Source organism: Butyrivibrio sp. XBB1001 (genome assembly GCF_000424505.1).
Lineage (GTDB): Bacteria > Bacillota > Clostridia > Lachnospirales > Lachnospiraceae > Butyrivibrio.
Window position 1 is genome coordinate 373,628 of the sequence record NZ_AUKA01000001.1, and the last position, 23,700, is coordinate 397,327.

At 39.4% G+C, this 23,700-nt stretch carries 20 protein-coding genes; all 20 read right to left on the reverse strand.

The window, feature by feature from the left end:
- Positions 1-99 precede the first annotated feature (99 nt).
- Positions 100-723 (reverse strand): regulatory protein RecX, encoded by a 624-nt coding sequence (locus tag G631_RS0101605; protein ID WP_026487946.1) that lies wholly within the window; start codon positions 721-723, stop codon positions 100-102.
- Positions 724-822: 99 nt separating this feature from the next.
- A complete protein-coding gene (gene recA, locus G631_RS0101610; RefSeq protein ID WP_051196713.1) occupies positions 823-1,893 on the reverse strand; it encodes a recombinase RecA in 1,071 nt (356 codons plus the stop codon).
- Between the two features lie 335 nt (positions 1,894-2,228).
- The gene (locus tag G631_RS0101615) at positions 2,229-2,765 is read right to left on the reverse strand and encodes a hypothetical protein (protein WP_026487948.1); all 537 of its coding nucleotides are present in this window, start codon (positions 2,763-2,765) and stop codon (positions 2,229-2,231) included.
- Positions 2,766-2,797: 32 nt separating this feature from the next.
- Positions 2,798-3,142, reverse strand: coding sequence for a GerW family sporulation protein (locus G631_RS0101620; protein ID WP_051196755.1), 345 nt, complete (start codon positions 3,140-3,142; stop codon positions 2,798-2,800).
- A 64-nt stretch (positions 3,143-3,206) separates the two neighbouring features.
- Positions 3,207-4,082: a DUF2953 domain-containing protein gene (locus G631_RS0101625; RefSeq protein WP_196803795.1), complete on the reverse strand. Its 876-nt coding sequence runs from the start codon at positions 4,080-4,082 to the stop codon at positions 3,207-3,209.
- 163 nt (positions 4,083-4,245) lie between these two features.
- Positions 4,246-4,575 (reverse strand): hypothetical protein, encoded by a 330-nt coding sequence (locus tag G631_RS0101630; RefSeq protein ID WP_242829043.1) that lies wholly within the window; start codon positions 4,573-4,575, stop codon positions 4,246-4,248.
- 58 nt (positions 4,576-4,633) lie between these two features.
- The gene (locus G631_RS20840) at positions 4,634-6,091 is read right to left on the reverse strand and encodes a peptidoglycan D,D-transpeptidase FtsI family protein (RefSeq protein WP_026487952.1); all 1,458 of its coding nucleotides are present in this window, start codon (positions 6,089-6,091) and stop codon (positions 4,634-4,636) included.
- Positions 6,048-7,424, reverse strand: coding sequence for an FtsW/RodA/SpoVE family cell cycle protein (locus G631_RS20845; RefSeq protein WP_242829044.1), 1,377 nt, complete (start codon positions 7,422-7,424; stop codon positions 6,048-6,050). Before G631_RS20845 ends, G631_RS20840 begins: the two co-directional genes overlap by 44 nt.
- Positions 7,425-7,503: 79 nt before the next feature.
- Entirely contained in the window at positions 7,504-9,801 is a 2,298-nt protein-coding gene (locus tag G631_RS0101645; protein ID WP_026487954.1) for a peptidase U32 family protein, read from the reverse strand.
- A gap of 52 nt (positions 9,802-9,853) precedes the next feature.
- Positions 9,854-10,267 carry a cell division protein ZapA gene (locus tag G631_RS0101650; RefSeq protein WP_026487955.1) on the reverse strand — a complete coding sequence of 138 codons (414 nt, stop codon included), beginning with the start codon at positions 10,265-10,267 and terminating at the stop codon, positions 9,854-9,856.
- Positions 10,268-10,321: 54 nt separating this feature from the next.
- Positions 10,322-11,353 (reverse strand): Holliday junction branch migration DNA helicase RuvB, encoded by a 1,032-nt coding sequence (ruvB, locus tag G631_RS0101655; RefSeq protein ID WP_026487956.1) that lies wholly within the window; start codon positions 11,351-11,353, stop codon positions 10,322-10,324.
- A 60-nt stretch (positions 11,354-11,413) separates the two neighbouring features.
- Entirely contained in the window at positions 11,414-12,046 is a 633-nt protein-coding gene (ruvA, locus tag G631_RS0101660; protein ID WP_026487957.1) for a Holliday junction branch migration protein RuvA, read from the reverse strand.
- 117 nt (positions 12,047-12,163) lie between these two features.
- Complete coding sequence (locus G631_RS0101665; RefSeq protein ID WP_026487958.1) at positions 12,164-14,635, reverse strand: InlB B-repeat-containing protein; 2,472 nt, start codon at positions 14,633-14,635, stop codon at positions 12,164-12,166.
- Positions 14,636-14,800: 165 nt separating this feature from the next.
- Entirely contained in the window at positions 14,801-15,832 is a 1,032-nt protein-coding gene (locus tag G631_RS0101670) for a branched-chain amino acid aminotransferase (RefSeq protein WP_026487959.1), read from the reverse strand.
- Positions 15,833-15,953: 121 nt separating this feature from the next.
- Positions 15,954-17,381, reverse strand: a complete 1,428-nt coding sequence (locus G631_RS17660) for an AI-2E family transporter (RefSeq protein WP_051196715.1) — start codon at positions 17,379-17,381, stop codon at positions 15,954-15,956.
- 35 nt (positions 17,382-17,416) lie between these two features.
- Entirely contained in the window at positions 17,417-18,226 is an 810-nt protein-coding gene (locus G631_RS0101680; protein ID WP_026487960.1) for an Mrp/NBP35 family ATP-binding protein, read from the reverse strand.
- Positions 18,227-18,273: 47 nt separating this feature from the next.
- The gene (locus tag G631_RS0101685) at positions 18,274-19,257 is read right to left on the reverse strand and encodes a glycosyltransferase family 2 protein (RefSeq protein WP_026487961.1); all 984 of its coding nucleotides are present in this window, start codon (positions 19,255-19,257) and stop codon (positions 18,274-18,276) included.
- Positions 19,258-19,278: 21 nt separating this feature from the next.
- Positions 19,279-19,770 (reverse strand): 3-isopropylmalate dehydratase small subunit, encoded by a 492-nt coding sequence (leuD, locus tag G631_RS0101690; protein WP_026487962.1) that lies wholly within the window; start codon positions 19,768-19,770, stop codon positions 19,279-19,281.
- 15 nt (positions 19,771-19,785) lie between these two features.
- Complete coding sequence (leuC, locus tag G631_RS0101695; protein ID WP_026487963.1) at positions 19,786-21,057, reverse strand: 3-isopropylmalate dehydratase large subunit; 1,272 nt, start codon at positions 21,055-21,057, stop codon at positions 19,786-19,788.
- 81 nt (positions 21,058-21,138) lie between these two features.
- On the reverse strand, positions 21,139-23,604 hold the full coding sequence (locus G631_RS0101700; RefSeq protein WP_026487964.1) for a YfhO family protein: 2,466 nt from the start codon (positions 23,602-23,604) through the stop codon (positions 21,139-21,141).
- Positions 23,605-23,700: the final 96 nt, after the last annotated feature.

Genomic DNA, 23,700 nt, shown 5'->3' on the forward strand with positions numbered 1-23,700 from the left:
GTACAATATTTTGTATAGTACGCTTAAAAAATGTCAATCACTTGCGTACTTAAATACAATTTTACAACACTTAAATTTTACCTTTTATAAAATGTAGTGTCAAGGTATATCGGGACTACAATTATCCATTGCATGTTTTATATTGGACATAGAATAGCCTTTTCGTAAAAGAAAAGCCATTATTTTCTGCTTGTCCTTAAAATCCATGGAATCATCGTAATGCTTCTTGGCAAGTAGCTTAGTGATCTGATCAAGTTCCACATCCGAATCTTCATCGCTATATAACTCATCAATAATTGACGATATCAATTCCTTATCAATTCCTTTATTAGACAAGTCCTGAATAATTCGGTTTCGACTACGCAGAGACATATGATAAGTTATATAGTCCCTGGCAAAGCGTTCGTCATCAAGATACTTGTAGGACTTAACATAATCTATCGCTTCATCAATAATTTCATCAGGATATAAACCCTCTGCAAGTTTGTCTCGTAATTGTCTTTCTGTATAATCCTTTTTTTGCAAAAGGTTCATAGCGCGAAGCTTAGCCCTCTTGGAAAGAACTACGCCAATAATTTCCTGGTATACAGCATCAGAAATTTCACTGCCAGGCTTAATAGAATATGTTCTGAGTTCACCCTTGTATAATACAAAAGCAAATTCACCATCTATATAGACCTTACTCCTCTTCTTATCAAGTTCAACGACATCGGATATTATCATATTGATTCCTCATGTGTAATGGCTTATAAAATTCATATCTGCAGATATGTGATATATAGAAAAATCGGTGACCAGAAGGTCACCGATTGCCGAGTACTATTACTTAGAAGCCTTGGTCTTCTTGGCTGGTGCAGCTTCTGAATCTGCATCTGCATTTGCCACAACATCTCCATTTACTGGAAGACCGTATTTAGCTCTGACCTTAGCATCAATATCTGCAAGAACAGCTGGATTATTTTCCAGGTAAAGCTTAGCATTCTCTCTACCCTGTCCAATCTTCTCGCCTTCATACTGATACCATGCACCACTCTTGTTGACAATATCAACACCTGCAGCAAGGTCAAGAATATCACCAGTTGCAGATATTCCCTTACCAAACATGATATCGAATTCTGCCTCCTTGAAAGGAGGAGCAATCTTATTCTTAACTACCTTGACTCTTGTTCTATTACCAATAACCTCACCATTCTGCTTGATAGCCTCTATACGACGAACATCCATACGAACAGATGAATAGAACTTAAGAGCACGTCCACCAGTTGTTGTCTCTGGATTACCAAACATAACGCCAACCTTCTCACGAAGCTGGTTGATAAAGATTACTGTACAATTAGATTTGCTGATAACTGCAGTAAGCTTACGAAGAGCCTGTGACATAAGTCTGGCCTGAAGACCCACATGTGAATCTCCCATGTCACCATCAATCTCAGCCTTAGGAACAAGAGCTGCAACTGAATCGACAACTACGATATCGATAGCACCAGATCTAACCATTGTCTCTGTAATCTCAAGTGCCTGCTCACCACTATCTGGCTGCGAAATATAAAGATTATCTACATCTACGCCGATGTTCTTGGCATATACAGGGTCAAGTGCATGCTCTGCATCGATAAAGCCTGCTATACCGCCTCTCTTCTGAACCTCAGCGATCATATGTAATGTTACTGTAGTCTTACCACTGGACTCAGGACCATAAATCTCAACAATCCTGCCCTTAGGAATTCCGCCAAGGCCAAGTGCAATATCAAGACTAAGTGAACCTGTTGGGATAGTCTCAACATTCATGGTATCAGATGAATCACCAAGCTTCATCACAGCGCCCTTTCCAAACTGCTTCTCAATCTGTCCCAGTGCTGCTTCTAATGCTTTCTGTTTCTCTTCTCTTTCCATACTAATCTCCTTTTCAGAACACCCGTTCGTTTATATAACTATACTAAAACAAATGTTCGGGTGTGTCAACATATTAATTCATTTTTAGTTACGATTTTGCATTCTACAGTAATAAAACTGGAAAACTCCGGCAGAAACGCCAGATATGGGGTACTATCACATTCCCTTGTCATCCGTCATGCACATATTAACAAATAACAAGTCCAATAAAAAGTACATCCCAAATTAATGATCCCCGTTAACACATACAAGCCATTGCTAAGATAAGCAACGGCTTGATTAGATTACCATATAATTCCCCGTAAAACAAATTAATATTTTATGTATATCGTAATTTAGTTGATGATACTTATATTAAACTGTCTACAAAGAGCTGCATATTCCTCATTGATAAGTTGTACCATCTCCTGATCACCAGCGATATTATCAGGATGGAACATCTTCATAAGGTCTTTATATCTCTTTTTTAATGAAAGAGGATTATCCACGCCTCTGAACATAAGATCAAGAGCATCGTACTCGTTTTCTCTCTGAATAGCCTTTTCTCTCTCAAGTCTTATATATTCATTTTCAAGTTTCTTCTTGTCCACATTTAACTGGTCAAATCCATTGTTAAGAATGCGAAGTCTCTGATCAAATAAAGCCTTGTCATTATTGAGCTTTTTGGTTGCTGTCTCAAGCTTTCTCTCAGCAGCGTCCATTCTCTCTTTGAAAGCCATCTCGTCAGCTTCTAATCTGGCATATCTATCCTCTAGAGCACTCTCCTGATTCTCAAGCCTAACGCTCTCTTTAAAAAGCCACAGACGCAATTCAGAAAGTTCATCTTCTGAACCATTAAGTATTATTTCCTCAATTCTTTCTCTATCTAACATATGAATCCTCCCATTTAAAGGGCTGTAAGGATTTACTTATCCTCTTTAGGGAAAGCTATGTCTATTGCCTGATCGTCAGCCATCATGTTCTCTTTTTTGGCAGAGAAATGATCCATAACATCCGGAATCATATCAAGAACCTTAGTCACAGCATCCTGATTTTTGATATTAACAAGCTTGGTTGAACCATTTTTAATAACAAGAACTGCGCTTGGAGACATCTTGGCTCCAAATCCGCCGCATCCGCCATTTTTCTTGTCAGCTGTGCTTGATCCAGCACCTACGCCAAAGGAAACATCTACAAGAGGTACAATAACTGTATCTCCTATCTGAGTAGCCTCACCAACAACTGTCTTGGCCCCCATAACTTTGTTCATCCCACCGAGTAAAGACTCTACAACCTCATTAAAATTACCCAAAATACACCTCCAACGATATCTATCAGGAATTTAAGATTTTCTTAAATCTTCTGATGACTTTTTTCACATCTTTATTAAAGTAGCAGACGCCAACACAATATAAAACAGTCGCAACTGTTATATGCCCCTTAAAATGAGCATCTGCATAAATAACTTTCCTGTCAAAATCTGGTTCAAACGAAACTTTCCTGAATATTACTGGATAAAAAGCTCCATATAATGCCATAACCTCTGCTGTATCTGCCGGATCTCCCAATCCTAGTTTAAGATCAACTCTAGCTTTATCAGGTGCTATCATCTTCAAAAGCCTGATAAGTTTTCTCTTAACCAGCTCAAATGCTCGCTTGAAAATATCGTTTTCAAGTGTAGTTTTTATCATCCTTATCTTATCATAAAGTCTAGATATTGTATATCTGATATTTTCAAACACATTAAGTGGTGTTGTAAGAAAATTCTTAACTTTTTCTATTATTTGTAATACTATTTCGATCGGAGCCTTTTCCTGTTCGTCCTCATATCCTATATCTATATTATCGGATTCTGAGACTTTTTCTTTATCCTGTTCTAAATCCTGCTCCACTTCAGGATTTGTCTCTGAATTGTCATCAGCCTTCACTTCGGAATCATTACTCTGACCACTTTCTAATGGCACTTCAGCATTTTCCTTGTCAGAACTCTCTTCCTGATCTTTTACATCATTCTTTTTCTTCTTTTTCTTTTCTTGCTCCTTGTTGTGATCCTCTTTCTCAGATTTAGGCAATATCTTTATACCTAAGATTTTCACCGTAAACTCTTTATTGTCTGGATAAGCAATAGATGCACTTATAAAGTGTAGTAGCCATGTAATTCTAGCGCTACAGCTTATCTTGTTTGCATCAAAGTCATCTTCAAATTCCATTTCCGGAACATTTGCATCCAGTCTGTACCTGATAGGAACAAACAGGATAAGAAGCAATATTGCAAGGATAATTGCCAAAATCCACAGCAGAACTATCCCAATAATCTTAAGAACCGTTAATACTCCCGCCAACATTCTAAACTCTCACTTCCCCAAATGATACTCAGGCCTTTAGAAGATAATCTGATAATCTTCCATCCAGCCCTGCAATTGAAGCCTCCTGGGATATCCTAAGTACTATATCCACTGCTTCTTCATAGCTAGAAGCAATCCCATAAATAAATATAGGATGTACTCTGTAATAGGGCTGCCTTAAAAAGGCACAGTGTATGATATCAAGCTGATCATTTTGGTTCATGGCCTTTGTGACGCAAAAGATATTAAACTGGCCACAGCCATGGTATAGATTCCACTTTACCAAGGCTCTCTTTTTGACATTTGCCCCCCAGTAAAGGTCCTTGGAAAACTCACAAAAACCACGTTTCCTCATCATTTCTTCCCCAAAGCATAAATTGTAAAAAAAACTCTCTATAAATGATACCACAAAAATCTTACGCATCGAAATATGCATCAAATATTCTTTTTGCAATAGGCACCGCATAGCTTCCACCGCTACCTGCATTCTCAACAATAATAGTAACGCATATTTCAGGATCATCTGCTGGAGCAAAACCTGTAAACCAGGCATGAGAATCAGAAGTGCCTGAATTAAATTCCGCTGAACCAGTTTTGCCTGCAGCAGTATAAGAAAGCCCCTTTAACTTGCTGGCAGTACCGCTTTGAACTACCTCTTCCATCATTTCAGTAAGGATTGTAGCTTCTTCAGAAGACATAAGTCTTTTGTACTCTTCGGAAGAAAAGCTTTTTACAACCTTGCCAGTCTCAGTTTTTACAGAAGTTACAAGGTATGGCTTCATAAGAACACCATCATTGGCAATAGCGCAGGTGATCATATTCATATGAATAGGTGTTACACTAGTTGTTCCTTGTCCAATTGAAAGCTGCATTATATCGCCGGTTGAAGTTGCGGCATCATACACAGCACTGGATTTAGAATAGTTAATTGTAAGAGGAAGTTCCTGATTAAACAAAAGATCCTCCAAGGCCCTGTCAAAGGTCTCCCTATCTACGCTTAGTCCAATATTAGCAAATGATGAATTGCAGGACTTGGCAAAAGAACTGGCAAAATCCACAGCTCCATGATTTTCCCCGTGATAGCAGGAAATAGTGTTACCATCATAGTTGTATCTTCCATTACAGCTAAATCTATAATTCTTGTAATCATCTGGATGTGCCTTGATATAGGCAAGTGCTGTAACTATCTTAAAAGTTGATCCAGGAGGATAAACTCCCTGCGTTACCCTGTTTAGAAGTTTAGCATCAGGAGAAGTATCTGCTATCATTGACTCCCACTCATCAGCAATGGTATTTGGATCAAAATCGGGCTTTGATACCATAGCAAGTATCTCTCCGGTTTTTGGATCAGTTACAACTATCGCTCCCTTTCTTGCAGAAAGTGCATTAAAAGCAACCTCCTGAAGATTAACATCAAGAGTTGTATAAACGTTATCTCCTGGATATTTGGAACCAGCAGCCTCATATTTAACCTTATCCTGAAGGTCAATATTTGTATTTATCAGATAATAGTTGGCCATGGCCTCTATTCCGGCCTTACCATTTGTAGAATAGCCAACTACATGAGCAAATTCCTTGCCATATGGGTAAACTCTTTTTTCTGTTCCATCAGAATCAGTTTCTGTATAAGCGAGGACATCGCCATTTCTAGATAAGATCTCACCTCTGTAATTCTGGGAAAGTATAATCTGCTGTCTTGTATTATAGCTGTTATTAAAAAGTTCTTGCTTGTTGCTATATGCGTAATTACAGATATATCCCAAAAGTGATCCAAATAAAGCAATATAAAAAACCGATAGTACAATGATTGGCTTTGATCTTATTTTTTTCTTAGTTTGTCTTTTGTCTCTTGGTATATTCCTGAGATCTTCCATCTCTGCCTGTATCCTCTTGTCTGTAAGTTTCTTTCCTGTAAGTCTGGTCTCTGTCAAGTCGCCTTTGCTGTCTTGCTCTTTTGCGTCTTCTCTCCTCAAGTTCATATTCCTCATCCACTCTGATCATGCACACGCCTTCTGATATCATGATCATCAAAACGGTAACAAATACAGATGTTCCTCCATAACTCACAAGAGGAAGAGTAACTCCTGTAAGAGGTATGAACTTAGCTCCGCCTCCTATAGTGAGGAAAGTCTGGAATATATAAGCCACTGCAACTCCAGTAATTATGAGCCTGTAGAACTTATCTCTTATATAATAGCCCTCAACCATCAGCATGATAAAGGTACTGACACAGATAAGAGCCATAAAAATAGCGAATAATACTCCAAGTTCTTCTGCTATTGCTGAAAAAATAAAATCTCTTTCAACATAAGGAATAGACTGGGGCGAGCCTCCATAAAGCCCAAGTCCAAACCAGCAACCGCTGCTGATTCCAAACAAGGACTGTGAAATCTGGTAGCCCGTCCTTTCTATATCGCTGAAAGGATCCAAAAACGCCTGCACCCTCACCTGAATATGAGTAAAGAGCTTGTAGGAGATCACACTTGCCAATACGCCAAACGAAAGGCCTATAGCCAGATATCCTATTTTTTCTGTTGCAATATAAATAAGTGCCAGATAAATCACGAAAAAGATAAGCGCACTTCCAAGGTCCCTTGATAAAACAAGAATTATAACGTGTGCCGCCGCGATCACCGAAGTCAAAAAAAGCTCCAATATTGATTCTGATTTATAAAGGGCCGCTGCCATAAAAAACAAAAAGACTATCTTTACAAATTCTGAGGGCTGAAAAGTGATTCCGGCTATCGTATAGCTGATCTTGGAGCCATGAGTAGCTGCTCCAAGTATGAGAACAGCACCAATAGCAACTATTCCAGCACCTGCATATACATAAGTAAATTTCTTGAGAAAGTTAAACCTGAAGATAAGCTCAGGAACAAAGAATCCCACAACAAAAGACGCTGTAATTATAAAAAACTGCTTGATAGCCTTATCATAGGAAAGTCTTGTAAGTATGATCATTCCTATCATAAGAAGCATGCAGCTATTATTTATCAGTAGCCTGTTCCCCTCAGGATAAATCAAATAAAAAAGTGTCAGCACAGATGCGAAAATAATTATCTGAAATGCAAAGAAAAATGCGTACTGGGCCTTGCCAGTCCTTGCAAGGATCTGGACAAAGCACGCTATCTGTACTGCAAACATTAAGATTATCTGTCTTATGTACACGCCTTTTCTGTCTTCTTCCGTCTTTCTTATGAAAACCAAAAAGGCTTCCAAGGTATACAAAAAAAGTAACAGCGTGATCACATATTTAGATATTTCCGTCACATAAATTTCCATCTGTCTATTCTACTTCCCGCTTAAAGTGACCTGTTGTATAACCCTTATCATCAAGATTTCTAAGTTCATCCTGATCCCCGTATAAAAAGGCACTTAAGATTTCAATACTTTCTTTCTTATTTTCCGTAGTAAGGTCAACCCTTAAATAATCAAATTTCCCTGAATTTCTAATACTCTCAAGCTTCTTGTGAAGAGAAGTCGGATGTGCATTCCAGATCACATTATAGCAGTTACGGCAGTTTGTAGTAACAGGAAGGTTATTACCAATTCTATCTACAAGAGTCATCTTTTCCCTGTTAAACTCATTTAATCTTCCGCTGCACTTATCAAGTGTCTTCTTGACACAGCCTGCGCTGATCATCATAGGTGCAGCGCCGTACACATTGTAAGATACTATAGCACCAGTTTTTTCAATAATAGAGTCCGCAATCTCCTTGGCTTCATGGAATGTTACTTCGAGCGGAATCGATAGTTCTCTAATCTTAAAGTTCTCTTTCCCAAATTCCATAGCCATATTAGCTGCCTGGCCATTCCACATGTATACACCGTAATCAAGTATTACCTTGCCATCAAAAGAGATATCTCTCAAAAAACCTATCTGCTCCAGATTTCTTACCAGAACTCCGGAGAACAGACCATCTTGCACGGCTCTAGCTATCTGCTCAATATCTCTAGTTCCGTCGTGCTTCTCTTGTCTCGTCATAAATGGAAGAGCCACAATAAATTCAGCTTTTTCCTCTTCCTTAAAAGCTTTTATCTCTGACGCTGCCCAGTCTGATAGCTTAAAAAATAGGTCACTGTCAACGTATACTCTTATTTTCTCAGTATAGTCTTTAATAGTCTCTATTACAGCTTCAAGCTGCTCGCTTGTATTCACAAGAACGTGGAATAAACCCGTCTTATCAATACAATCTGTTCTAATCTCTTCACCTTTTTGAGCATCAGCACGATCATTATAAGATTCTTTATGTTGAAAGCTTTCTTTCTGGCCTTTATCTGTCAATTTGTCCAACATCTGTTCAGCAAGGGCTCTTCTAAGTTCATTCAGCTCACTGACAGCAATAAATATCCCACAGCCTTGTCCAAGATCCTCTATTGAAATATTTATATCTTTGGCCACAAATGGCGTATTTCCAAGTTTTTCAAGCTGTTTTCTGATTGATGCCTCATCCATAGGCCTCTTGCTGGCAGCCTGAACTTCACTTCCTGTGACAGTTTCATAGATTTCTTCGCCATTCTTCTTGACAGCCATAGTAAGAACCATGGGCTCTCCAAGAGTAAGATAGGCATCTAGCGTGCATTCTATTTTCTTTTCACCTGTGAGATATTTCTCTTTTACCATGTTAAGAACCTTATCAGAGGTTCCATTGTAAGCTGGTGATGTGATGGTCACCATGTCTCTTCCATTATGCTGATGGTAATACCCTTCGCTGATACCAGTTCTAAGATATAAGCCTTTAAGGATGTCCATATCCTCTTTTGAAACTGTCATGTCGCTCTTTCTGTCAGCATAATATCTATCAATATATTTGCGATAAAGAGCTGTTACACCTGCAGCATATTCAGGCTTTTTCATGCGGCCCTCTATCTTGAAGGAATCAATTCCCGCCTCAATAAGTTCAGGAATAATGCCTATGGTGCACATGTCCTTAAGGCTAAGAGGATAGGTTTCGCCTGCCGCCGAAGTTCCCTTTAGTTGATATGGCAGCCTGCAGGGCTGCGCACATCTTCCTCTATTACCACTTCTTGTTCCGACCATGCTGCTAAAAAGACATGCTCCTGAATAGCAATAGCACATAGCTCCATGGATAAAGGCCTCAACCTCAACATCGGCCTTCTCTCTAATAGCCTTCATCTCCATAAGGCTAAGTTCCCTTGCAGGAACTACTCTGCAGCATCCAAGGTCTTTAAGGAGTTTTGCTCCATAGACTCCTGTGACAGTCTGCTGAGTGCTGGCATGAAGCTCGATGTCTGGAAACTCATCCCTGATAAGGCGCATAACGCCTAAGTCCTGGACAATTACGCCATCAAGTTTCTCATTGGCAAAAGGCACCATAAAGTCATACACCTGGCCAAACTCTCTTTCTTTTACCAGGGTATTAACTGTCATATAGATTCTCTTGTCATGCAGATGAGCATATTTTATGGCATCAAGTACCTGCTCAGTATCAAAATTGTCGGCATAAGCTCTTGCTCCAAATTTGGAACCACCAAGATATACCGCGTCTGCTCCTGCATTAAAAGCAGCTACCATTGTCTCGTATCCGCCAGCTGGCGCCAAAAGTTCAACTTTTTTATTCATGATCAAAACCTTAAAAACTTAAAAAAGGCTGCTGGTACAGCAGCCTTAATCATTATTTCTTACTACCTGTTCCCTTGATCTGGGTCTCAAGCTGAATTATCTTCTTGGAAGAATCATCAAGCTTGGTCTGAAGATTCTTGCCATTTTTCTCAGTGTTCTCAAGCTTGATCTGAGTGGCTATAAGTTCGTGTTTCAGATCATAGAGTTCCTTCTCTTTCTCAGAGAGTTGCTCCTCCATAAGTTCTATCTGCTTCTTGGACTTAAAATAATCATCTGCAATATTAAGCTGCAAAAGAACGTTCTGAGTATCGATAGGCTGACGTTTAAAACCATCTATCTTGTTGTATTCAGCAATCTTGTTATTGATATAGGAGGCTACCTTCTGAAGGTATTCCTCACTTTCGTACCCACTTAAGGTAAAAACCTTTCCCCCGATTATTACCTCTGTATCTGTCTTAGATGCCATATTACTCCCCTCGCCTTTAATAACTACATTAGACCCCAAAATATATCATTCACATTATACTTCACCAGACTCAGGCATTTCAAGCCCTAAATGATGATATGCAGCCTCAGTAACCACGCGGCCTCTGGGTGTTCTGTTGATAAAGCCGTTCTTTATAAGATAAGGCTCATATACGTCCTCTATAGTGCCAGGATCTTCTCCTATCGCAGCAGAAAGTGTATCAAGTCCAACAGGTCCGCCACCGAACTTGCCTATCATTGTCATGAGAAGATTTCTATCTGTGTGATCAAGTCCCATTTTATCAACATCCATTAAATCAAGTGCTGTAATAGCCACATCCTCAGTGATCCTGCCATCATACTTAACCTCTGCAAAGTCTCTTACTCGCTTCAGTATTCTATTTGCAAGTCTAGGGGTTCCGCGGCTTCTCCTTGCCATTTCAAGTGCGCCCTTTTCATCGACCTCCACATCAAGCACTTTTGCAGACTGCATGATAATAGTACTAAGTTCATCAAGATCATAAAATTCCATTCTGTGGACCATTCCGAATCTGTCTCGTAGTGGTGCCGATAACATTCCAGCCCTTGTGGTTGCCCCAATCAGGGTAAAATGCGGAAGGTCTAGTCTTATAGATCTGGCTGTAGGGCCTTTACCTATCATGATATCAATAGCATAGTCCTCCATTGCCGGATACAGGACCTCTTCTACCTGCCTGTTAAGGCGGTGTATCTCATCAACAAAAAGGACATCTCCCTCCTGAAGATTATTTAAAATAGCAGCCATATCTCCAGGCTTTTCAATAGCTGGTCCACTGGTTATCTTGATATTAACGCCCATCTCAGCAGCAATTATCACAGAAAGTGTAGTCTTACCAAGTCCAGGTGGGCCGTAAAAGAGAAGATGATCCAGACACTCTCCTCTCTTTTTGGCAGCCTCAATATAAATCTGAAGGCTCTCTTTTATCTTCTTTTGTCCTATATAATTAGCAAGGCGCTTAGGTCGAAGGGAGCCTTCAATTCTGGCGTCTTCTACTTTTTCAGTTGTATCCACGCTTCGTGCGGTGGTATTTATTTTTCGCTTTTCCATGTTTTTATACCATTTGCTTTATTATCTAATTTCAATTCACTTTAGTTGTTGCCTAAGTGTTCAGAACATCTCTTTTAATGCCAGCTTGAGGAGTCTTTCCGTATCATCACCAGCTTCAGGACTTGATGCCAGAACCTTCCTTACTGCCTTCATGGAGTCTGTTGAATTATAGCCAAGAGCTACAAGGGCAGCCACAGCCTCATCTCTTGCAGGATTAATGCCGTCGCCTTCAGAGCTTACACCAGACATAGCGCTAGCGCCTGCTCCGCCTCCTAAAAGCTCATCCTCAGAAATCTTAAGCTTATCCCGAAGCTCCAATGTGATTCTCTCAGCTGTTTTTTTGCCGATTCCTGGAGCTTTGGAAAGGGACTTACTATCTCCAGAAAGGATTGCAAACCTAAGGTCATCAGGCGTCATAACAGAAAGAATGGAAAGTCCGCCCTTTGGGCCAATTCCATTAACTGTAATAAGCATCTTAAAAAGATTCAGTTCATCTCTTGATAAAAACCCGAACAGGGTAAAAGAGTCCTCTTTGACATTGGTGTAGGTGTAGAGTTTAACAGCCTCGCCAATTCCAGGCATTCTATCCATAGTAGAGCCTGATATAAATACATTTACTCCAATCCCATTGACATCAATTACGGCAAGTCCTTCCTCGATGTTTTCAAGGATTCCGTTTACATATGCAATCATTTATAATCCCCACTTCATTACTTTTTTCACTATAAATATAATAATGGAACAAAGGTTTGCTTGCAACTGATGTGTTAAGAGGGTGGTATTTCTACCACCCTCCAGGCATCTATTTAGTTATGCTTTTATAACAACATCTGACGAAATCTTTTCTCCATTTGGAGTATCATACACAAAACTATATCCCGTATTGTTATCATATATGTTTGCGCCGCCCTTAGGAGATGTAATCTTAGCTCCTGATGATTTAAGGTCAATCTTGCCATTTACATACAAGGCTACACCTTTATCATCAGATGTCTTAATGTCAACCTCTCCTTTTCCAAAAGTTACATCCTTTAGATGTGTCTGTATGCCATATTTGCCAGCCTTAATCTTAATGTTTCCTTCAATCTTCAGAGGGCTATCAGACAAAGCAAAATCATCACAACGTATGCCAGCTTCTAAAGATGGGTTGTCAATTGTCAGGTCGCCCGCGATAGTAATCTTCTCATTTCTTGAGTATACGCCAACAAACCTATTGCCTTCTAATTGGTAACCATTTCTAATAGTTGCATTGAAGAATGTAAGTGTCCTTGTTTTAGGATCAAATTCCGCTTCCCCTTCATCACACTTTATCTTCTTAGGTTTGCCAAAATTAACCTGATTTTCACCAACCCAGATATCATAAACACCTTCATTATGACCAACAATATAAGCTTTTCTTGCAGGAGTCCTTCCGTCAGATTCGTATAGAACACTGTCGTCATATACTTTTCTAACGTACGAATTTCCAGGAGCCACAAGCGAAACATCGTCTTCAAGGATCAACTTTCCTCCACCAACTGCCGCAAGTGCCCTCCTTTTTGCATCATTTATGATCACGTTTCCTGAGGAAAATATAAGCTTCGCATTTTCTGCCATAACTGCATAGTCACTTCCTGTAGTAGTAACCGAAGTATCAACATTAGAAGCATCGAAAGTAATTGAGGCTTCTTTTTTACTATCAGTTCCTTCTACAAAGATTGAATGGTCAGCATCCGGAACGTTTATTTCTACATCTCCTGTTATAGTAACCGCCATATTTGAGACATATATTCCAGCTGATCTTCCTTGTTTTGTTTTAGAACACCTTGTTACAAGTGCATTGATAAATCTTAACTTATTCGCCTTTGCACCAGGAGAAAAAACAACTTTTCCCTGTTTTAATTCTAAAGTTGCTCCCTTACTAGGTAAGCGTCTTCCATCAACCCAAATACCGGCATCATCTGCCTTTACCCATTTAGCTACAAGCTTATAATTTTTATTAACTGGCTTTGAAAAATCAAAACAAGTCTTTCCATCGTACCAGCCTTCTACGTAGTAGCCATCAATCTCAAGGTATTCTGGTTCCGTGGCAACCCCGCCTTTTTTAACTGTCTGGGTTGTTGGTGCATTACCATTCTTTCCATTTAGATCAAAGCTAATACTAAAACTATCCAGGCCAAGGTCACTACTTTTAATTTCTACAGGCATAGAAGCATAGTCGCTTTCATAATCCCAATTGGCGCTTTCTACCATCATATAAACTCTGTAGTTTTCGCCCCAGTCACCAATATTAAACTTTCCAGGTAAATTGAATTCTGATTTTCCTCTACGCCCTAAAGTATAATTAATATCTACTTGCTCATAGTACAAAATAGAAGCATTGTTAGTGTTCTGGGATGTATATTCCTTATCCAAAATCATCAAGGCAAACGAATTACTATTCTCTAATCCAGAAACAGTATAATTAATTGTAACAGTATTGCCTTTTACTTCTGGTTTTTTGCTTGGCGAAAGCTTAACCGATCTATTTTTATCTATAAAAGTCAACTTATAACACCCAGCTTTTACCTCTGAGGATAATAAAATACTGGACATATCAATATTGCAAGCCGGGCTTATTCCAATCGAAGCGGTTTTATCGGCATTTTCAAATTGATAATCATCCCCATTACCATGATTAAAAAAATACATATAAACTGCGGTAGTATCATTTGTGTATGAGCGAAGCCAATAGTTCGTAACCTCTTTTTCAAAGCGCTTTGCAAATTGTGGGTTTGAATCCCACATGCCATGAGTGCCACCATAGTATCCACTATTTAATATCTCAGAACAATCCAGAACAAAGAAATTTTCACCTTCAAGAGGTTCAAAATTAACAGCCACAGTATTATAGTCTGAACTATTCTTTTCTCTCTTATAGCTTGGCGCAATATAATTTTTCAATTTTACATTGTCAGCATAAAATTCCCCATTAAGAAAACTATTCAGCCAGCTATTTCTCCATCTTGAAAGCTGTCCTTTGTCTTTTTTGGAGGAATCATAAATACCTTTTGATATTACAGAGTCGCAATCAATCAGTAAAGTTTTCCTATCACCAAATTTTTCGCCATTAAAGTCTGTACATTCCTTCTTAAGAACTCTCCACAACAGCGGTTTACCATGATTCCAGCCAAAATATACTCTGCTAAATCTACATCCAAGAGGACTAAAAAATTCGTGATAATTTTCCCTCACTGGTTCTTCAAGATCTGCAATGGATAGTTTAGTGTTGTTTTCTGTCTTCAAGAAATAATCCTTAGCCATATCTGTATCCTCCTCCATTTTCCTGAATACAATATACGTTTTTGCGTTCCCTATTATTTATCTTATTGTATTGTCAGAACTATTTCAACAATTAAGTCAATTCGATTTATTGTAAAAAAATAGCCTGACACTGCATTTCTACAGCGTCAGGCCTGAAAACCTCATTTATTCAATTACGTGGATCCATCCCTCAGGAGCTTCAACAGTTCCCATCTGGATACCTGTAAGTGTATCGTACAGCTTCTTGATAACAGGTCCCATCTCATCCATGCCAGAAGCAAAGCAGATTTCTTTGCCATGGTCATTGATCTTGCCAACAGGGCTGATAACAGCTGCTGTTCCGCAGAGGCCCATCTCAACAAACTCAGGAACCTCAGAGAGCTTAACAGGTCTCTCTTCCACCTTCATGCCAAGAATCTCTTTTGCCACATAAACAATTGATCTTCTAGTGATAGATGGAAGAATTGAATCTGTATGGGACTGTGGTACTACAAGTCCTCCATCCTTAGTAACAAAGAGGATGTTTGCTCCACCAGTCTCCTCGATGTAAGTTCTTGACTCAGCATCAAGATATACGTTCTCAGCAAAGCCCTCTTCATGAGCTGTCACGATAGCGTGAAGACTCATAGCATAGTTAAGACCAGCCTTGATATTACCAGTTCCGTGAGGAGCTGCTCTGTCAAAGTCAGAAATCTTAACAACGATTGGCTTAGCACCGCCCTTGAAGTATGGTCCAACAGGAGTAACGAAGATTCTGAACTGATACTCATCAGCAGGCTTAACTCCGATTACATTTCCTGTAGCGAACATAACTGGTCTGATATAAAGTGTTGCACCGCTTCCGTATGGAGGAACCCAATCCTTATTGGCTGCAACAACCTCTTCAACAGCCTTTATAAATCTATCCTCTGGGAAAGCAGGCATTTCAAGGCGCTCAGCAGAATCAACCATACGCTTAGCATTAAGATCAGGTCTGAAGGTAACTATTTTACCATCTTCTGTCTCATAGGCCTTAAGTCCTTCAAAACATTCCTGTGCATAGTGAAGAACTCCAGCGTCCTCACTAAGTGTTACTGTTGAATCTGTGGTAAGAGTACCCTCATCCCACTTTCCATCCTTATAATTTGAAACATAGCGCTTATCTGCAACCATGTAGCCAAATCCAATATTGGCCCAATCAAGATTCTTTTTGCTCATCTTATATCCCCTTCCAAAACTTAGATGCATACACATCCAGAATTATCAAATGCACTTTAACACTTCAAAGCACTAATTAGTAACATTATAATTCATAATTAAAATCCGTCAAGTACACTAGTCATGTTTCCTCATCTTTCTTTTTATCTGGTTTAGCCAGATTATCAGCAACTGGACTGTCTTTTTTGTCAGAGGAAAACTGCTCAGTAGTACTCACTCTCTTTTTAAACAAATTTCTAAAAGAGGACTCTCTTCTAACAGAATTATACTTAGTATTTGATGGATCACTGAGCTTTTTATATTCACCGCCTTCAATATAAGCAAGATCGTAATAATCCCCTGTAAAGGTACTGAGGCTCTTTTTTGCAAGGAAGTGATTTGTAAGTCTTGCGAAAAAGGCATAGATAACTGCAAAAACCGGCACTCCCAGTAAAAGTCCAACTATTCCCCAAATACTTCCAAAGAAGGTAATTGCAAAAATAACCCAGAAGCTGGAAAGTCCAGTTGACCCTCCAAGAATCTTTGGCCCCAGGATATTCCCATCAAACTGCTGAAGGACTATAACAAAAATAAGAAACTCAAGTGCATTCATAGGGTCGATCATCACCAGCAAAAGAGCTCCTGCGATTCCACCAATGTAAGGTCCAAAATATGGAATAATATTGGTAACACCAACAATTACAGAAATAAGCAAAGGGTAATTGATTTTAAGTATCATACAGCCTATATAGCACAGGATTCCAATTATAATGGAATCAAGGATTTTGCCACCAATAAAGCCTTTGAAGGTCTTATTTACAAATCTAAAGCCACCAATCAGTTCGTTGGCAAAGTCTTCTCTAAAGAGAGAATATGCCATTTTCTTGCCTCTTGTTGTAAACCTCTCCTTAGAATTAAGGATATAGACAGCAACAATAACACCTACCAAAACATCAAAGAATACGTTCACTACAGTCATGAAACTTCTAGATACTAGTCTTGGCAGAGTATTCTCATCAGGAAGAGCAGGCAGAAGCTGTTGAAAAACGTAATCACTTAAGGTCGCATAATACCCCTTAATAAACACATTAGAAAGTTCCTGCAGATCTGGATTGTTCTCAAGCCAGGCGTTAGCTGTAACATCAAGATTTCTGACATATTGCGGCAGTTTATCAGAAATCTCCCTGATACTGTTTACCAGCTGAGGAAGGATTGTACTAAAAAGGCTATATACCATCAAAAGAAAGATGCACATAGTGATAAGAACAGCGATTGCTCTCATCTGCTTTCTCTTTTTCCAGTTGGCATCCTTGGAAAAAGATACATCGTATCCTCTTTTTACATATATAGGCTTAAGAATCCTTCTCTCCACTGCATCAAGAACAGGTATGAGGACATAAGCAAGGCCTATTCCAATTATGATTCCTGAAATAGCATTGATTATTGTATTGATTGAAGCCAGAGCGCTGGACCAGTGAAACATCAGATAATAAACGCATAGCAGTGCCACAGCAACTACAAATATAGTTATCCCCCAGGTTATCTGGTTTTTCTCAGGTTTAATCTTCATATGCTCACCATCCAATTATTTATTGTCAGTAAAGATCAATCTATCATTCCCTCAAGAATGTAAACAAGGCTGTCCATAAAGTCATTTTCAATATCCTCTGCCTTACCAGCATCGCAGAGACCTGCTACAGCTGGGTCAAGCGGAATCCTACCAAGGATATCAAGTCCCTTGGAAGCAGCATAGCTCTCAATCTTACTCTCACCAAAGATATTTATTGGTTCACCGCAGTGAGGGCACTTCATATAGCTCATGTTCTCTACGATACCAAGAACCGGGATATTCATGAGATTGGCCATATTGATAGCCTTTTCAACGATCATCTCAACCAGCTCCTGAGGTGTTGATACCACAATAATTCCATCAACAGGAAGTGACTGGAAAACTGTAAGAGGAACATCTCCAGTTCCTGGAGGCATATCTACAAACATGAAGTCCACATCGCCCCAATTTACTTCTGCCCAGAACTGCTTGACAATTCCTGCTATTACAGGACCTCTCCAGACTACAGGGTCTGTCTCATTGTCCATCAGCATATTAAGGGACATGATCTTAATGCCGCCCTCTGATGTTGCAGGAATAAGAAGCTGATTCTCATCAGCAAAGTTAGCCTTGCCAATACCAAACATCTTAGGAATTGAAGGGCCTGTTATATCAGCATCCATAATAGCTGTCTTGTAGCCCTTTTTATTCATGATAGCAGCAGAAAGGCCAGTAACAAGGCTCTTTCCAACGCCGCCCTTTCCACTTACTATACCAATCACCTTTTTTACATGTGAAAATTCTGAAGGAGCAACCTTGAAATTTTCCTCCATCTGCTTTTTAAAATCTTCTGGTTTCTTTGCCATTTTAAAAAATCTCCTAACTATATTGTAACGTGTAAAGAGCACAGCTATTATCTGTGCTCATTTTCTCTAAATACAGCCTCATCATTTTCATCAGCTATATATGATTCAATTATAAACCTTGGTCTGTTCTTGGTTTCAAGATAAATCTTACCAATATACTCACCAATGACTCCAAGAGATATCATGATAAGTCCACCAATAGCCCAAACAGAAAGAACTGTAGTCGTCCATCCAGGAATTGTGTTTCCTGTAAAATGTCTGATAAGGCTATATATTAGTACCACAATGCTCACAAAAAAGATAAACATTCCAAGTCCAGTGATCATCTTGATTGGCTTGGTACTAAGACTAGTGATGCCTTCTATAGCAAAGCTCAGCATCTTCTTGAGAGGGTACTTACTCTCTCCTGCAAATCGCTCAGCTCTCTCATAGTAAACATAATCTACATTGTAGCCTACCATAGGAACTATTCCTCTAAGGAAAAGATTGACCTCTCCAAATTCAGAAAGTCCCAAAAGGGCACGCCTGCTCATAAGCCTGTAATCTGCGTGGTTATAAACTGTCTTGGCCCCAAGGGCATTGACAAGCTTGTAATAACTCTCTGCAGTAAACCTCTTAAAGAAGGTATCTGTAGTTCTCTTAGAACGTACACCATAAACAACATCAGCTCCTGCAAGGAACTTCTCAACCATTTCATCAATAGCATCAATATCATCCTGAAGATCTGCATCCATGGAAATAGCTGCATCACACAGATCCTTGGCTGTCATAAGCCCTGCCAAAAGAGCATTCTGATGTCCCATATTCTTGGATAAATTAATTCCCTGAAACAGTGGGTTCTTCTCATGAAGCTCACTTATCATATTCCAGGTATTATCCCTTGATCCATCATTCACAAATATTACTCTGCTATCTTCAGAGATCTTCCCGCTCTTTATAAGGCTCTCCATCTTAGTCTGAAGGCGCCTTGACGTCTCTGGAAGCACTGCCTCCTCGTTATAGCATGGAATGACGCAGAACAACCTATTCATTAAAAACTATCCTCCCAAAAATTAATCCTTAGAATTAATATAATTGATTAACCCCTCAGAATCAATAATCTTCTGCATAAATGGAGGAAAAGCCTGTCCCTTAAAGCTCTGACCCGTTGTTTCATCAGTAATCATGCCTGTATCAAAGTTAATGCTAACAGTATCTCCAGCTCCTATTGCATCTGCAGCCTCTTCACATTCGATGATCGGAAGACCGATATTTATGCTGTTTCTGTAAAAAATTCTGGCAAAGCTCTTTGCAATAACACAGCTTACACCACTGGCCTTTATGGCTATAGGCGCATGCTCTCTGGAAGATCCGCATCCAAAGTTCTTATCTGCAACAATGATATCTCCAGCCTTTACCTTGCTGGCAAAGTCCTTATCAATATCCTCCATGCAGTGCTTTGCAAGATCAGAAGCATCTGTACTATTTAAGTATCTTGCTGGAATAATTACGTCTGTATCTACATTGTCACCATATTTAAAAACTGTTCCCTTAGCTGCCTTCATACTCTTTTTCCTCCATCAAAGTCCCAGCTCACTTGGCTGTGATAACTTACCTGTAACCGCGCTTGCAGCCGCAACTGCAGGTGATGCCAGATAAATCTCAGAATCTATAGCTCCCATTCTTCCAACAAAGTTTCTGTTTGTGGTAGAAACGCATCTTTCCTTGGTAGCAAGAACTCCCATGTATCCGCCAAGACAAGGTCCACAGGTAGGAGTAGAAACAATAGCGCCGGCCTCTATAAAGGTCTTAATAAGCCCCTCTTCCATAGCTTCAAGGTATATCTTCTGTGTGGCAGGGATAACAATGCATCTAACTCCCTCTGCCACGTGATGATCTGTAAGCACCTCTGCTGCAATTCTCAGATCATCAATTCTTCCGTTGGTACATGATCCGATAACAACCTGGTCAATCTTAATGTCCTCTATATCATCAAAAGTGTGAGTGTTTTCAGGAAGATGAGGAAATGCCACAGTAGGCTTTAGAGTGCTAAGATCAATAGTATATTCCTCATCATACTCAGCATCTTCATCTGCCTCATATACAGTGATCTTTTTGCCAGGTGCATGCTCTTTCATATAAGCAAGCGCAATATCATCCACAGGGAAGATTCCATTCTTGCCTCCAGCCTCTATAGCCATATTAGCAATTGTGAATCTATCATCCATAGAAAGATTCCTGATGCCCTCTCCCACAAATTCCATTGACTTATAAAGAGCTCCATCAACACCGATCATTCCAATGATATGAAGTATGACATCTTTACCACTAACCCATTTTGAAGGCTTACCAACTATGTTGAACTTGATAGCAGAAGGCACCTTAAACCAGGCCTTTCCTGTAGCCATGCCAGCAGCCATATCAGTTGAACCAATTCCTGTAGAGAAAGCTCCAAGGGCTCCATAGGTACAAGTGTGAGAATCAGCACCAATAATAAGGTCGCCAGCTACTGTAAGCCCCTGCTCTGGCAAAAGAGCATGTTCGATACCCATTTTTCCAACTTCAAAGTAGTTGGTGATCTTATTCTTTATGGCAAACTCTCTTACACATTTGCAATTCTCAGCAGATTTAATATCTTTGTTTGGAACAAAATGATCAGGAACCAGAGCTATCTTATCCTTGTCAAAAACTCCTTTTTTGCTGAATTTGTTTAGCTCTGCAATCGCCACCGGGCTAGTAATATCATTGCCAAGTACCAGGTCCAGATCAGCCTCGATAAGCTGGCCTGCAAATACTTCATCCAGGTGTGCGTGTGCTGCCAAAATCTTTTGGCTCATGGTCATCTTGCTCATAGTCTTTATGTCTCCTTAATATAAATCAATTTATTTTAAGCAAATATAACATAGTAATCTGACTAAAAACACATAACAAATTTAATCGTTTTTATTGACCTTTTTTAATGTGTATGCAAAACAAAGGGCGAGAATAAGGATTCCGGCAATACTCATGATAAGCCCCTGCTCAAAACCTTCGGGTTCATATGTCACCCTGATCTGGTGAACGCCGCCAGAAACAGGCACAGCCATAAGGCCATAATCAGCCTTTATCATGTCTACCTTTTCTCCATCAACTTCACAGCTAAAGCCCTCTGTATATGGAACCGAGAAAAAGACAAGGGTGTTATCTGCAAGAATTGCTGTAGTTGCTGTAAATCCCCTGGTATCAGTTACAAAATCCGTACAGGAAGTAGCTGCTCTCTTTTTGCATTCATCAGAAAATTCCAAATATGACATTTCTGAGTTAAGAATATCTTCAGCTGTCATTTCCTGCATAGAGAGCGTATCGCTCAGTTTTAAAGCATCCTCGTCTGAAATGATAAGCACTCTTGCAAGGTCGTAGTCGTGTTCCTTGGCCTCAAGATCCTCCCACTCAGATTGGGTAATGTAGTAATCAAAAGTAAAGCCCATAGGAATGAAATTCAAATTATCAAATACATCAAAGCCATTCTCATTCTTTAAAAAGAAGTAGCCATCCGTGCCCTCGCCTTCATGGAATACCCTATTCTTGCTGATATCTGCATTTTCAAAATAATATCTGCCAGAAAGAATTGCCCTTGCTCCGCACCTGTCCACTGGAAGATTGGTCTCAACAGTTCTAGTGATACCGCAGCTTCCATAGAGAAAATCAAATATTTCTGAAGGCACAGTACTAAGGAAGCAATGAATTGATGGTATTCCCCAGGCCATATCATAGTTTGTCGAAGTACTGTCTACTTCTCCTCTGCAGAACTTAGTCTGATCAACATCAACCTTGTTAAAGAGCATCTGCTCCTGCCATTTTTCTTTTCCTCTGTTGCTTATAATACCACTGCCATTTTTTAGAGGAACAAATGTAGAAATGATACAGCTTATGATAACAGCAAATAAAATGATCCCATCTCTAAGGCCTGTCTTGTAGTGGCCATTCTCGTTCTTTCCAGCAAGCTTTCCCTTGAAATTTCTTGGAAGAGCAAATACTACCGCAAGAAGCATCAGACACAAAATAGCTGTACCGAGCACATCTCTCAGAAAAATAGTATTATTCTCTGTCATATTAAAGAACACCATTTCCCCGTCATCATTCTTGGATGGAAGAAGGTATACCAATAAGAAAAATAAAAACATGATAACGGCTACTATAGCACCCTTTTTAAGCTGAGGAGACTTGCCTCTTTCTGTAACCTGGGCTGTCATAAGGCACATCAAAAGAATTGGCATGTAATACCATCTTGCATAGTAGGATGAATTAAACATGGAAAAAGCAGCATTAAATACTGGTAAAAAGGCAATCACACCACAAATTATCAGCATTGTCTTTTCCCAGTTTTTCTTTTTCTTGTTAAGAAGGAAGTACGCTACTACTCCAGATATACCAAACATAGGAATATAAGCTGCAAGAGATGCATTCTTGACAGTTCCTGTATAAAACAAAGTTCCTTTGCCAATAATGTCAGGCAGCATAGAAACACTCTTAACAATATCCCAAAGGAGCTTCTCACTAGGATATATGAGCATATTATAGCCGTTTATATAATTATCAAGTCTTGTATTCCCCTTAATTCCTGCATAGGCCTGCATCAGGAAAAATCCTGCCAGCATAACTCCTGTAATTCCGCCAAGAAGAGCCTTGTTAAACATCCTGAGATTAGCCTTAACACCGTTATTTCTGCCATACCTTACAATGTAGTAGATAATCAGAAATACAACCTGTCCAAAAAAGAAGTAGTAATTTACAACAGACATAAAAGCAGTCATGCAGGCAAAGTAAATAAAGCTAAAGGGATCCTTGTCGCAATCACCTGCATTCTCATCATCCTGAGCCATGAGTTTTTCAAAGGTCAAAAGAAAAAGCGGGAAAAATGCCACTGAATCTGTAAAATGGTTAAATACTATATTACAGGCATTAAAACCAGAGAAGGCAAATAAGTATCCTCCTATCATTGCATAGCTGTATTTATGGACATAACGTCTTATATACAGATAAGCGCAACATGCCGCTGTCGCATACTTAAGTGCCATTAGAAAAGGCATAAGGTAAGGTATATAGTTTTCTGGAAACAGCATTGTTACCCAAAAGAAAGGGCTTCCCCAAAGGTAGAAGGAGAAGTCACCAGCCATGCTGCCTCCTAGATCAATATTCCAATTCCAGAAAAATTCTCCATTCTCTACTGCCCTATGAGCAGCCAGATAAAACGGAATCTGCTGGACATTGTAATCACCATAATAAAAGAAAGGCAGTCCCCTTCCTATAAAGATAGGCAGCGCCGCCAATACATACATTAAAAAAGCACTAGCAAACATTATTACTGGTGCGTACACTTTGTTTTCTTTATTTTTTCTACTTATACTAGTCTCGGACATTGTTCTTTCCCTTAGATTATTATTCCCCCAACACCCATTCTATCATAAAAAGAGCAAAGAGTCACAAAATGACTCCTTGCTCCGAAGAATCAGCCC

Bases quoted from the DNA above. Each gene is read 5' to 3' on its own strand.
- G631_RS0101605 (WP_026487946.1), bottom strand. From the start codon at position 723: ATGATAATATCCGATGTCGTTGAACTTGATAAGAAGAGGAGTAAGGTC.
- recA (WP_051196713.1), bottom strand. From the start codon at position 1,893: ATGGAAAGAGAAGAGAAACAGAAAGCATTAGAAGCAGCACTGGGACAG.
- G631_RS0101615 (WP_026487948.1), bottom strand. From the start codon at position 2,765: ATGTTAGATAGAGAAAGAATTGAGGAAATAATACTTAATGGTTCAGAA.
- G631_RS0101620 (WP_051196755.1), bottom strand. From the start codon at position 3,142: ATGAACAAAGTTATGGGGGCCAAGACAGTTGTTGGTGAGGCTACTCAG.
- G631_RS0101625 (WP_196803795.1), bottom strand. From the start codon at position 4,082: ATGGAATTTGAAGATGACTTTGATGCAAACAAGATAAGCTGTAGCGCT.
- G631_RS0101630 (WP_242829043.1), bottom strand. From the start codon at position 4,575: ATGATGAGGAAACGTGGTTTTTGTGAGTTTTCCAAGGACCTTTACTGG.
- G631_RS20840 (WP_026487952.1), bottom strand. From the start codon at position 6,091: ATGGAAGATCTCAGGAATATACCAAGAGACAAAAGACAAACTAAGAAA.
- G631_RS0101645 (WP_026487954.1), bottom strand. From the start codon at position 9,801: ATGAATAAAAAAGTTGAACTTTTGGCGCCAGCTGGCGGATACGAGACA.
- G631_RS0101650 (WP_026487955.1), bottom strand. From the start codon at position 10,267: ATGGCATCTAAGACAGATACAGAGGTAATAATCGGGGGAAAGGTTTTT.
- ruvB (WP_026487956.1), bottom strand. From the start codon at position 11,353: ATGGAAAAGCGAAAAATAAATACCACCGCACGAAGCGTGGATACAACT.
- ruvA (WP_026487957.1), bottom strand. From the start codon at position 12,046: ATGATTGCATATGTAAACGGAATCCTTGAAAACATCGAGGAAGGACTT.
- G631_RS0101665 (WP_026487958.1), bottom strand. From the start codon at position 14,635: ATGGCTAAGGATTATTTCTTGAAGACAGAAAACAACACTAAACTATCC.
- G631_RS0101670 (WP_026487959.1), bottom strand. From the start codon at position 15,832: ATGAGCAAAAAGAATCTTGATTGGGCCAATATTGGATTTGGCTACATG.
- G631_RS17660 (WP_051196715.1), bottom strand. From the start codon at position 17,381: ATGAAGATTAAACCTGAGAAAAACCAGATAACCTGGGGGATAACTATA.
- G631_RS0101680 (WP_026487960.1), bottom strand. From the start codon at position 18,226: ATGGCAAAGAAACCAGAAGATTTTAAAAAGCAGATGGAGGAAAATTTC.
- G631_RS0101685 (WP_026487961.1), bottom strand. From the start codon at position 19,257: ATGAATAGGTTGTTCTGCGTCATTCCATGCTATAACGAGGAGGCAGTG.
- leuD (WP_026487962.1), bottom strand. From the start codon at position 19,770: ATGAAGGCAGCTAAGGGAACAGTTTTTAAATATGGTGACAATGTAGAT.
- leuC (WP_026487963.1), bottom strand. From the start codon at position 21,057: ATGAGCAAGATGACCATGAGCCAAAAGATTTTGGCAGCACACGCACAC.
- G631_RS0101700 (WP_026487964.1), bottom strand. From the start codon at position 23,604: ATGTCCGAGACTAGTATAAGTAGAAAAAATAAAGAAAACAAAGTGTAC.